10 protein-coding genes are annotated in these 11,331 nt (G+C 70.7%); 5 read left to right on the forward strand and 5 right to left on the reverse strand.

The features are described 5' to 3' along the window. Positions 1 to 119: 119 nt before the first annotated feature. The 4 genes from ACFP2T_RS21770 to ACFP2T_RS21785 all read right to left on the reverse strand — a co-directional run bounded on the left by ACFP2T_RS21770 (position 120) and on the right by ACFP2T_RS21785 (position 3,986). A complete protein-coding gene (locus ACFP2T_RS21770) occupies positions 120 to 1,157 on the reverse strand; it encodes a fibronectin type III domain-containing protein (RefSeq protein ID WP_377424563.1) in 1,038 nt (345 codons plus the stop codon). 98 nt (positions 1,158 to 1,255) lie between these two features. Further along, positions 1,256 to 2,320, reverse strand: coding sequence for a cellulose binding domain-containing protein (locus ACFP2T_RS21775; RefSeq protein ID WP_377424564.1), 1,065 nt, complete (start codon positions 2,318 to 2,320; stop codon positions 1,256 to 1,258). A 169-nt stretch (positions 2,321 to 2,489) separates the two neighbouring features. Further along, positions 2,490 to 3,521, reverse strand: a complete 1,032-nt coding sequence (locus ACFP2T_RS21780) for a cellulose binding domain-containing protein (protein ID WP_377424565.1) — start codon at positions 3,519 to 3,521, stop codon at positions 2,490 to 2,492. Positions 3,522 to 3,683: 162 nt separating this feature from the next. Further along, a complete protein-coding gene (locus ACFP2T_RS21785; RefSeq protein WP_377424567.1) occupies positions 3,684 to 3,986 on the reverse strand; it encodes a hypothetical protein in 303 nt (100 codons plus the stop codon). A 147-nt stretch (positions 3,987 to 4,133) separates the two neighbouring features. Here ACFP2T_RS21785 and recD2 point away from each other — a divergent pair, with 147 nt between their 5' ends. The 5 genes from recD2 to ACFP2T_RS21810 all read left to right on the forward strand — a co-directional run bounded on the left by recD2 (position 4,134) and on the right by ACFP2T_RS21810 (position 10,086). Beyond that, the gene (recD2, locus tag ACFP2T_RS21790) at positions 4,134 to 6,368 is read left to right on the forward strand and encodes an SF1B family DNA helicase RecD2 (protein ID WP_377425174.1); all 2,235 of its coding nucleotides are present in this window, start codon (positions 4,134 to 4,136) and stop codon (positions 6,366 to 6,368) included. Positions 6,369 to 6,605: 237 nt separating this feature from the next. Beyond that, positions 6,606 to 6,920: a CU044_2847 family protein gene (locus tag ACFP2T_RS21795; RefSeq protein WP_377424568.1), complete on the forward strand. Its 315-nt coding sequence runs from the start codon at positions 6,606 to 6,608 to the stop codon at positions 6,918 to 6,920. An 8-nt stretch (positions 6,921 to 6,928) separates the two neighbouring features. Beyond that, positions 6,929 to 7,786, forward strand: coding sequence for a trypsin-like serine protease (locus ACFP2T_RS21800; protein WP_377424569.1), 858 nt, complete (start codon positions 6,929 to 6,931; stop codon positions 7,784 to 7,786). Next, complete coding sequence (locus ACFP2T_RS21805; protein WP_377424570.1) at positions 7,767 to 9,482, forward strand: RNA polymerase sigma factor; 1,716 nt, start codon at positions 7,767 to 7,769, stop codon at positions 9,480 to 9,482. Before ACFP2T_RS21800 ends, ACFP2T_RS21805 begins: the two co-directional genes overlap by 20 nt. A 40-nt stretch (positions 9,483 to 9,522) precedes the next feature. Next, a complete protein-coding gene (locus ACFP2T_RS21810; RefSeq protein WP_377424572.1) occupies positions 9,523 to 10,086 on the forward strand; it encodes a CGNR zinc finger domain-containing protein in 564 nt (187 codons plus the stop codon). A gap of 56 nt (positions 10,087 to 10,142) precedes the next feature. Here ACFP2T_RS21810 and ACFP2T_RS21815 read toward each other — a convergent pair whose 3' ends face one another. Further along, positions 10,143 to 10,895, reverse strand: coding sequence for a prepilin peptidase (locus ACFP2T_RS21815; RefSeq protein ID WP_377425176.1), 753 nt, complete (start codon positions 10,893 to 10,895; stop codon positions 10,143 to 10,145). Positions 10,896 to 11,331 lie beyond the last annotated feature (436 nt).

Raw genomic sequence — 11,331 nt, forward strand, 5'->3', positions numbered from 1 at the left:
CTTAGTTCCGACCGGTCGGGTGGCGCTGGGGCAGCCATAGTGGAGGGCGCGCACGCTCCGGCGCGCCCTCCACACCCCTGTCCGGGGCCGATCGGGCTGATCAGGATTCCAACGCCGGGCTATCCGGCCTGGCACCTCCTGCTGTTCAGCCAGAAGTCGGTCGGCGTCCCGGACCTCGACGCGAAGTAACCGACCGTGGTGGTGCCGCCCGGTCGGATCGTGGCGTTGTTCCGGGCGTTCTGCACCGTGATGGTGCCGTCGCCCCGGCCGATCAGCACCGCACCCCGGAGGGCGTGCAATCGCTGCTCGGCCGGGAAGCTCCAGGTCAATGTCCAGCCGTCGATGGCCGTCGTGGCGTGGTTCACGATCACCAGTTCGACCTGCGCACCGCCGGGCCACTGTCCGCCGACGCGGTACCGGACGGTGCAGATCGGGTCCGGCTCCGTCGCCGGCAGCGTGGTCACGGTGACCGGCTCGGAGAACGCCGAGTAGTTGTCGGCCTCGTCCCGGGCCCGCACCACGAAGGTGTACGTCGTGCTCGGGGTCAGCCCTCCGATCACGGTTTCGTTCGGCCCTCTCGGTATCTGGTTGACGTCGCGGACGAAGGTGTTGCCGGCGTCGGTGACCCGGAAGATCTGGTAGATGTCGAGCTGGATGTTCTCGACCGAATGGACCCAGCTCAGCTTCACGGTCCTGTCGGTGATCTCCGACGCGACCGGTCGGCCCGGGGTGGTCGGCGGCTGGTCGTCGCCGGGCGGCATGGTCACGAGCAGGGTCGGCGGAGACTGGGACCGGTTGCCGGCCGCGTCGACCGCCGTGACCCTGAAGGTGTAGCTGCCCGAGGGCCGGAAGTTGTCGAGCCGGATGCTGTTGGTGCTCGTGGCGGCCGACCCTCCCATGTCGAGGTAGAGGTACGAGACCGCGTACTGGACGACGCCGACGTTGTCGGTGGAGGCGGCCCAGGTGAGCACGACCGAGGTCTCGGTGATCTCGGCGATGGCGATCGGGCCGGGAACGCTCGGCGGCTCGGTGTCCTCGGCGGCGCCGTACGCCGGGGCGGCGCTCGTGGCGGCCAGGACGACCGCCAGGACGATGACCAGGACGGAGTGGATCCGACGGGCCCCGGACAGGGCTGTTCGGGATGGACGGTCACGCACGATGTCTCCTCGCTTTCGGCTTCCGGCATCGGTCCACCCGACGCCGATATATCGACAGAAGACGGTGGCTAGGCGCCGGACCGGTCCGGCGTCGGTGGCTAGGCGCCGGACCGGTCCGGCGCTATCCGGGCCTGGCAGGACTGGCCGTTCAACTCGAAGCCGGTCGGCGAGGCGGAACCGTTGGCGGCGTACCCGATGGTGACCGTGCCGCCCGGTCGGATCGTCGCATTGTGACGGGCGTTGCGGACCGTGACGACGCCGTCGGTGTGACCGACCAGCACGCCTCCCCAGACCGCGACGATCCGCCGCGAACTCGGGAAGGACCAGGTCAGCGTCCAGCCGGTGACCGTCGTCGGGCTGAGGTTCCCGATCAGCAACTCGGCCCGCCGGCCCCCCTGCCACTGCGCCGCGCTCCGGTACCGGACGGCGCAGGTCGGTGGCGGTTCCAGCACCGGCCCGGTGGTCACGGTCACCAGGTCGGACAACGCCGAATGGTTGCCGGCCTCGTCCACCGCGCGCACCGCGAACGTGTACGTGGTGCGTGGTGTCAACCCGTTCACCGAGACCGAGGTCGCGGGTACGGGGTAGAAGGGCGGGTACGCCACGGTCCGGGCGACCACGGTGTTGCCGGTCGGCGTGACCGACAGCACCTCGTACCCGGTCAGCACGATGTCGTCGGTCGACGCGCCCCAGCCGAGGCCGACGCCGGTCTCCCCGACCGTCCCCACCCGCAGCCCGGACGGCGTGGTCGGCGGCTCGCTGTCGCCCGGCGGCATGGTCAGGCGCACCGAGGGTGCCCAGCTCGACATGTTCATGGCCGCGTCGACGGCCCGGACGCTGAACGGGTAGGTGCGGGAGGGCGCGGCCGGGATCCCGATGCTGTTGGTGCTGGTGATCCGGATCGTGACGACGTCGGAGACCTGCTGCGAGACGTGGTAGCTGGTCACCGCGACGTTGTCGGTCGAGGGCGCCCAGGTGAGCAGCACGCCGTCGGGGCCGTAGTCGACCATGGTGACCTGCCCGGGAACGCTCGGCGGCTCGGTGTCCTCGGCTTCGGCCGCGTACCCGGCGTGGCCGGCGGTGGCGGTCAGGGCGATGGCCAGGACGGGAACACTCAGGAACCGGGCCCACCATCGGAGCGGTCCGGACGGACGACTACGCACGACGCATCCCTCGCTCTCGGCTGCTGGCGCCGGGGGCACCCCCGACACCCAGGCATTTATCATGAGCGATGGATAGCAGGCCCGGACACCGCCGATCGGCCTAGCTCGCAGGAGCTAGCCCGACCGGCGTATCCGGGTGGCGGGAGCGGGTCCGGGACCCTGGCCCGCCCTATCCGACCCGACAGGACTGGCCATTGAGGGCGAACGCGGTCGGCGGGACGGACCCGCTGGTGACGTATCCGATGACCACCGTGCCGTCCGGTCGGATCGTCGCGTTGTACCGGGCGTCGCGGAGCGCGACGGTATCCCCGGTCTGGCTGACCAGCGCCGCTCCCCAGATCGAGACGATCCGCTGCGAACTCGGGAAGGACCAGGTCACCGTCCAGCCGCTGATCGTCGTCGGGCCGGTGTTCGTGATCGCCAGTTCGGCCTGGAACCCGCCGTGCCACTGCGCGACGACCCGGTGCCGCACGACGCAGGCGGGCGTCGGCTCGGGAGTCGGGCCGGTGGTCACGGTGACCGGGTTGGACAGCGCCGAGTGGTTGCCGGCCTCGTCCAGGGCACGCACCGCGAAGGTGTAGGTGGTACCCGGGGTCAGCCCGGTGACCGTCACCGAGGTCGAGGGGTAGGCGGGCGGCAGCAGCCAGACCCGGGCCACGACGGTGTTGCCGGTCGGGGTGACCGACAGCACGTCGTACTGGGCGAGCAGGACGTTGTCGGTCGACGGGTCCCAGCCGAGGTTGACGCTGGTCTCCCCGACCGTCCGCACGGCCAGTGCGGAAGGTGCCGTCGGCGGCTGGCTGTCGCCCGGAGGCTGAGTGAAGCGCAGCGCCGGCGGCGCGGTCGAGCGGTTACCGGCCGCGTCCACGGCCCAGACGCTGAAGGTGTACGTCCGGGACGGCAGCATTCCGGTGATCAGAATGCTGTTGGTGGTGGTCGTCCGCATCACCCCGACATCGGTGAAGATCTGCGAGACCTGGTACGAGGCCACTCCGACGTTGTCGGTGGAGGCGGCCCAGGTGAGCTGCACCGAGTTGGCGGTGGTTCCGGCGACGGTGATCGGCCCCGGGGTGCTCGGCGGCTCCGTGTCCTCGGCGGCGTACGCCGCGGTACCGCTCCCGGCGATCAGGGCGACGGCAAGGACGGGCAGGATCAGGGTACGGGCCCACCATCGGGCCGGTCGGGACGGACGGTCATGCACGGTGGACCCCTCGCTCTCGACTGCCGGCGCCGGGGATGCTCCCCCGGACACCAAGGCATTTATCGTGAACGATGGCTTGCCGCTTCAGGATCCCCCTCCCGGTCGGTCCTTGCCTCGCCGTAGCCGGCCCGGTTTCGAAGCCGTAGCCGGTCCGGTTTCGAACTAGACGCGGTGGAACTCTCCGGTGTCGTCGAGTTCGCGTAACGCCGCCGCCCGGCCGAACTCGGGTTCGACCGACTCCCGGAACACCTCCGGGATCGGCCGTCCGGTCGCCGCGTACAGGCGTTTGATCGCCGCGCCGGGCCGGCGGATGTCGTCCAGCATGCCCGGGTTGATCCGGTCGAACTCGGCCTCGATCAGCCGGGTCGCCGTCTCCCCCGCCGTCTCGCCCCGGCTGCTGGCGAGCATGACCAGCAGGTCGTGCAGTTCGCCGTCGATCACCAGCGCCCGCTCCCCGTCGTCCATGGCCTCACGCTAGGCCGGACCGGGCCGCCCCGGACCCGGATCACCCGAGGTGGCGACGGTCGGGGCCGACGGGCCTGGAGTGGCTGCTGCGCAATGTCTGCCAGAGGTGTGCTGCATGATGCTGTGGTGACGGCACAGCAGGCACCGATCGCGGAGCGACCCCCCACCGACCGCCCCGCCGGGGCGGTGCTGGAAGCGGTGCTGGAACGGATCACGTACGCCAACGAGGAGACCGGCTACACCATCGCCCGGTTCGCCACCGACCGGTCCGGCTCCGACCTGCTCACCGTGGTCGGCTCGCTGCTCGGAGTGCAACCCGGCGAAAGCGTCCGGCTGGTCGGGCGGTGGGGGTCGCATCCGAAGTACGGGCGGCAGTTCGAGGTGCAGTCGTACACGACCGTGCTGCCGGCGACGATCCAGGGCATCGAGCGGTATCTCGGCTCGGGGCTGATCAAGGGGATCGGCCCGAAGATGGCCACCCGGATCGTCGAGCACTTCGGCGTCGACACCCTGCGGATCATCGAGGAGGAGTCCGGCCGGCTGGTCGAGGTGCCGGGACTGGGACCCAAGCGTACGAAGATGATCGCCACCGCCTGGGCCGAGCAACGGTCCATCAAGGAGGTGATGGTCTTCCTCCAGGGCGTCGGGGTCTCCACCTCACTGGCCGTACGGATCTTCAAGAAGTACGGCGACGGCTCCATCTCGATCGTCCGCAACGAGCCGTACCGGCTGGCCGCCGACGTCTGGGGCATCGGCTTCAAGACCGCCGACACGATCGCGCAGGCCGTCGGCATCCCGCACGACAGCCCCCAGCGGGTCCGGGCCGGCATCCAGTACACCTTGTCCGAGGCGGCCGACGGCGGGCACTGCTACCTGCCCGAGCCGAACCTGGTGGCGGACGCGGCCGAGATCCTCGGAGTGCCGGTGGAACTGGTCCGGAGCTGCCTGACCGACCTCGCCGCCGACGAGGGCGTGGTCCACGAGCAGGTGCCGAATCCGAGCACCGAGGGCGGCACGATCCCGGCGGTCTACCTGGTGCCGTTCCACCGGGCCGAGTCCGCGCTCGCGGCGAGCCTGCTCCGGCTGCTGCATCACAAGAGTGACCGGATGCCGGCGTTCGCCACGGTGGACTGGGCGAAGGCGCTGGCCTGGCTGCGTACCCGCACCGGGGCGGATCTCGCGCCCGAGCAGGAGGCGGCGGTCCGGCTCGCCCTCACCGCGAAGGTCGCGGTGCTCACCGGCGGCCCCGGCTGCGGCAAGTCGTTCACCGTCTCCTCGGTGATCCAGCTCGCCGCCGCCAAGGGCGCGAAGATCGTGCTCGCCGCGCCGACCGGGCGGGCGGCGAAGCGGCTGACCGAACTCACCGGCCATCCGGCCGCCACCGTGCACCGGCTGCTGCAACTGCGTCCCGGCGGCGATCCGACCCACGACCGGGACAACCCGATCGACGCGGACCTGATCGTCGTCGACGAGGCCTCGATGCTCGACCTGATCCTGGCGAACAAGCTCATCAAGGCGGTGGCGCCGGGTGCCCACCTGCTGCTGGTCGGCGACGTGGACCAGCTTCCCTCGGTCGGTGCCGGCGAGGTGCTCCGGGACGTACTGAACGCCGAGCCGGTTCCGCGGGTCCGGCTGACGAAGATCTTCCGACAGGCCCAGGAGTCCGGTGTGGTGGTCAACGCGCACCGGATCAACGCCGGCCAGTCGCCGGTCCTCGGCCAGTATCCCGACTTCTTCCTGTTCCCGGTGGACGAGCCGGAGGCCACCGCCGAACTCGTGGTGGACATCGTGGCCCGTCGGGTACCCCGGAAGTTCGGGCTGCGCTCACAGGACATCCAGGTTCTCACGCCGATGCACCGGGGCCCGGCCGGGGCCGGCAGCCTGAACACCGCGCTACAGCAGGCGCTCGCCCCGTACCGGGAGGGCCGACCGGAACGCCGGCACGGCGCGCGGGTCTTCCGGGTCGGCGACAAGGTGATCCAGATCAGGAACAACTACGACAAGGGCGCCGCCGGGGTCTTCAACGGCACCGTCGGGGTCGTCACCGACCTCTCCCTGGAGAACCGCCAACTCACCGTCCGCACCGACGAGGCCGAGGAGATCGAGTACGACTTCGACGAGCTCGACGAACTCCAGCACGCGTACGCGATCACCGTGCACCGGTCGCAGGGCAGCGAGTATCCCGCCGTCGTCATCCCGGTGACGATGGGCTCGTACACGATGCTGCAACGGAATCTGCTCTACACGGCGGTCACCCGGGCCAGGAAACTCGTCGTGCTGGCCGGTTCCCGCAAGGCCCTCGCCATCGCGGTACGGACCGCCGGTACCGGTCGCCGGCACACCGCGCTCACCCACCGGCTCAGCACCCCCGGCCTCCGGTAGTCCGCGACGGCATCGGCCTGCTGCCCGGATGGTCGAGCGACTACCGCCTGTGACGTGAATCACGCACCCGATGTCAGCGGATAGACCCGTAAAAATGCCGATAAGGACTGTCGATGGGCATTTCGGTGGCGTGCCCAACGCATCGATGTCTCGTTGGGTCTTCTGCCCGCACACGATCCACTGGTTCCCGCGACCCCGAACCCTCGGATGGACCACATGTCAACGACACCGGTCAGAATGTCACCAGCACCGGTCAGAGTCGAAGTCTTCGCCCCGGACGACGACTTCCGCCAGATCGGACCGAGCCGCCGCGTCACGACCCTGCTCCGCGAGCGCACCGACGAGATCGGCACCGCCGTCCGCGAGATCTCGACGATGCTGCGGAACGCGGTGGCCGACGAGTCGACCGACAGGCCGGCCGACGACGGTTGGCAGATCTCGACCGTCACCTCGACCTTCGGGCTCAGTCTCGCCACCACCGGCGGCGTCGTGGTGACCAAGGCGTCGGCGGAGGTCTCGTTCGAGGTCACCCTGACCATCGAACGCGCCTAGGTCACGAGGTGCCGCACGAGTCGTACCTGGTGTGGATCCGGCCGCGCGACGAACCAGGGTCGTCCACCGGAACACGGGCGTCGGCCGGGTTCCTGATCAGCCGTCGCTGGGTCGTCACCGCCGGGCACTGCGTGGCCGAACTCGACGAGGACGACGAGGTCACCATCTCTTCCGTCCACGGTGGAACGGTCGACGGACGGATCGTCCGGATCGCCCGGGAGTCGGATCTGGCGCTGATCTGCGTACGCGGAACGCTGCCCTGGGACGTGGTCCGGCCGATCCTGGTCCGCTGCGTCGACGACGACGAGTGGGTGGCACCGTGGCGCCCGACGGCGAGCCCGCACCGGCTGAAGGGTTCGGTGCTGAACGCCGAACTGCGACACCGGTGTGCCGGCGGAAACGAGATCGACGCGCTGGAACTCAAGGTCGAACAGACCATCGGCGACTACCGCGGCTACAGCGGCGGGCCGGTCGAGCGGGCCGGGCGGCGGTCCGACGAGCCGAACCCGCCGGCCGTACTCGGCATGCTGGTGGAGCAGGTGCCGAGCCGCAGTCGCGCCGGCGAGGCCGCGAACGTCCTCATCGCGGTACGGGCCGACTTCGCGCTGAAGGAGCTCGACGTCCTGGAGGACGCCCGGCAGTTGGCCCGGGACAACACCACCGCGCTGGGACGGGCGCACGCCGCCGAACCGGTCGCGCTGGCCCGCGACCTCCGGCAACTCCACGCCGTCGGGGACGAACTCGACGTGATGATCGGTCGTGGCCTGCTCGGCCGCCGGAAAGCCCGCCGGGTGTTCCACCGGGTCCTCGAGTGGACCCTTCGGCACCGGATAGCCGGGAGCGACCGTGACCGAATCACTACTTGAGGACCTGCTCCCCAACGCCATCGCCACCGCCGAGGCGACGTTGCGGCGACCGAGCCGGAACAGGACCGGAGTCGACCGGCTCCGGGCGGCGCTGAACACGATGGCCACCTTCGACGCCAAGCGGAACCCGGACGGCGTCTACCGGCTCGCCGTACTGCTCAGCCGGCTGGAGCTGCACGCCGAGGCCGAGCGACTGCTCGACTGGATGGCCTGGCGTACGTCCCGGGGCAGTGACGCCTGGCTGACCACCGAGAACGTCCGGGCGATCCTGGCCGAGTCCCGGGGCGAGCCCGAACGGGCGATCGTCATCCTCGACCTGGCCCTGCGTACCACCACCGTGATCTCGGTGACGAGCGCCAAACTGCACACCAACCTGGCCGTCCTGTACCTGGAGGTCGACGAGCGCGCCAGGGCCGCCCGGCACGCGACCGCCGCACTGACCGCCGCGCTGACCTCCGACCGCCCGGACGACTGGCCGCCGGAACTCCTCGCCAGCGCCGAGTCCACCGCCCTGCTGGCGATCGAAGCGACGGCCACCGACCCGCCGCGTACCGCCGAGGAACTGGCGGAGCTGGCCGAGACGCAACTCGCGCTGGCGATGCGACGCAACCGGACCGACCTCGCCGAGGCAGCGATCGAACTGCTGGAACTCGCCACCCAGCACCTGACGGCCCGCCTGCCCCGCACCCACCCCGACGTCGTACGACTGCGCGACCCGCTGACCACCGCCGACGACTGGTACGCGAACCGCCGCTGGAGCCGTCCCGCCGAACCCGCCGCGGCCACCGGTTCCGCCGCGGCCGCCGATCCCGCCCGGCGATCGACCCGGGCCGGCCCGGTTGCAGAGGTCCGGACGCTGGTCGAGCGCGCGCGGGCAGGCGACCCCGAGTTCTTCGGCCTGATCTACGACCGGTACCTGGACACCGTCTTCCGGTTCGCCTACCTCCGGTCCGGCGATCGACGCCTCGCCGAGGTGCTGACCTCGGACACCTTCCGGCACGCCCGAAGTCGGCTCGGCAGCCTCCCTCCGCAGGGGGGCGACCTGGCTGCCTGGCTGGTCGGCATCGCCCGGACCGTACCCGACCCGGCCCGCGCCGCGCCCCGGTCGAAGGCCGGCATCCCGGCGCCGGACCTCGTATCCGCGCCGGCACCAGACCTCGTGCCCGGGCCGCCGCCGGTGCCGGTCATCGAGCGGATCACGAATCCCGCACTGCTGACCGCCGTCACCAACCTCGAACCCGACCAGCGCGACTGCGTCATCCTCCGGTTCTTCCAGGACTTCTCCGTACCGGAGACGGCGCGGGCGATGGACCGGTCGGAAGGCGCGGTCAGGGCGCTACAGCACCGAGCCGTCCGGGCACTCGCCAGGCTGGCGCCGCTCGGACCGGCGCGGCCATGGTGGACCGTGGCGCACCGGCGGGCGGTCCGGCTCGCAGACGTGCTCCGCGACATTCTCCGGCCGAGAAGACACGACCTCCTCCGCCGGGACCGGCAGCGGGCTGGTCCACCGGTCCGATCCGACGACGAGCGGGGAATCGACCGGCTGATGCTGCTCGGCCTCCAGCTCCGGACGATCCCGGCGAGCTGCTTCGCCGATCCGGACTTCCGCACCGGGCTGCGGATGGCGCTGGTCGCGGCCTCCGGGAGCGGGGCAGCGCCGGAGCCCCGGGACAGATCGGCGGGAATATATCGATAAACATTGCCGCCGGTTGGCGGAAGGTGCGTACCGTGGCGCCATGAAGCAGCCCGGTGACCGTACGCCCGCACCCGGACGGCTCGCGCTGGTGCAGGATCTGTTGAACACCGTCGACATCGAGGCCGACCGCGACCGGCTGCGTACCATCGCGGAACTGGCCGCATTCGCCGCCGCACACGGCTCGGCCGGACTCACCTTCACCGACTCGGACGTGACCGAGACCCGGCGGTTCCGGGAGGCGTTACGGGACGCCTGCCGGGGACACACCGGCAGCAAGGTGCCGGCCGCGTCGGCCGCCGTGCTGCGCTACACGCTCGGCACCGCCCCGCTGGTGCTGACCATCGACGACGCCGGGGCGGCGCGAGCCGTACCGGCGGCCCGGCTCGACGGGTCGGCCGCGCTCATCGCCACGATCGCGGCGGCGATCCTCGACGCCGTCGCCGCCGACACCTGGCCGCGCCTCAAGTCCTGCGCGGCACACCGCTGCCAGTGGGTGTACTACGACCACAGCCCGGCCGGACGCGGTCGCTGGTGCACGATGAGTATCTGCGGCAGCCGGGCCAAGATGCGCGCCTACCGGGCCGGCCGGGCCGCCCGAAGCTGACAGAAGTGCAAGGAAGGGCCCCTTATTATCGGATTCTGTATAAGAAGGGGCCCTTCCTAACCTCGGATGAGGGCCAGGGCGCCGAGGGTGCCCAGGATCAGGAACGGGCCGAACGGGAGGTGGCCGCGCCAGCCGATCCGCCGGGTCGCCAGCAGGACCAACGCGCACAGCGCCGAGCCCGTGAAGGCGAGCAGCAACCCGAGGACCACCGCCGGCCAGCCCAGCCAGCCGAGCAGCGCGACGGAACTGAGGGCCAGCTTGGCGTCGCCCAGCCCGAACCCACGCTGCCCCAGCAGCAGGGTGCTCACCCCGAACGACAGGCCCGCGCCGAGTCCGGCGAGCACGGCCCGCCACCAGGCCGAAGGATCACCGGTGACCAGGGCCGCGACCCCGAGCAGGGCCAGGGTGCCACCGGCGGCGGCGAAGGTGAGCCGGTCCGGCAACCGGTGTACGGCCACGTCGACGAAGAACAGCGGTACGGCGCAGCCCACCCACCAGGTGAACGCGATCGACTCGGGCAGTGGCCGACCCGCCACGACCAGTACCGCCACCGCGAGGAGCAAGAGGAACTCGACGGTCAGCGGTGGCGCGCCGACCCGGGCTCCGCAGTTGGCGCAGCGGGCTCGCGGCGAGAGTGTCCGAATCGGACCGACGGGCCCGATCGGCGTACCGCAGGTGTCGCAGCCGGATCGACGCGGTTGGCCGTACGGGACCGACTCGGTCGCGACGAGCCAGCGCAGTGCCGGGGCGATCGCGAGCGCGGCGAGACCCCGGGCCGGCCAGGACGCGACCTCGCTCGGCCCGGTCACCGGTTCGTGCCGCGAGGTGGTGATCCGCACCTCGACCTCCTGTCGGACGCTGCCCCGACGGGTCGGGGTCGGAGCGGGCTCCAGATACGTAGAGTAACTTCATGATCGCCGACAACTGATCTTCGCAGCGTGCGGGGCGCTTCGGGGCCGTCGGGTCGGCTAGCCGGAGTGGATCGCCGACCGGCGGCACGAGGGCCGGCATTGCGCCGCAGCATCAGGAGTACGGAAGCTGTCAGATCATCGTCATCCGCCGCAATTCGCCCCACCGGTCCGGCACAATCTGACCAGAACGCCCCACCGTCCATCCGGGGCGGAAAACCATTGATCACATTCAACCCATCGATTGGCACCATAGGACTCCGTTGTTGATCGCCCGCAAAGATCGCTACCGTGCGTATTCCCTGAATTAGCCCCTGTTGCATCGTCGCCGGTCAGC

This window comes from Plantactinospora solaniradicis, assembly GCF_042658085.1.
GTDB lineage: Bacteria > Actinomycetota > Actinomycetes > Mycobacteriales > Micromonosporaceae > Plantactinospora > Plantactinospora solaniradicis.

What these genes read in the sequence shown, in the direction of transcription:
- ACFP2T_RS21785 (WP_377424567.1), bottom strand. Translation starts at nt 3,986, where the DNA reads ATGGACGACGGGGAGCGGGCGCTGGTGATCGACGGCGAACTGCACGAC.
- ACFP2T_RS21795 (WP_377424568.1), top strand. Translation starts at nt 6,606, where the DNA reads ATGTCACCAGCACCGGTCAGAGTCGAAGTCTTCGCCCCGGACGACGAC.
- ACFP2T_RS21810 (WP_377424572.1), top strand. Translation starts at nt 9,523, where the DNA reads ATGAAGCAGCCCGGTGACCGTACGCCCGCACCCGGACGGCTCGCGCTG.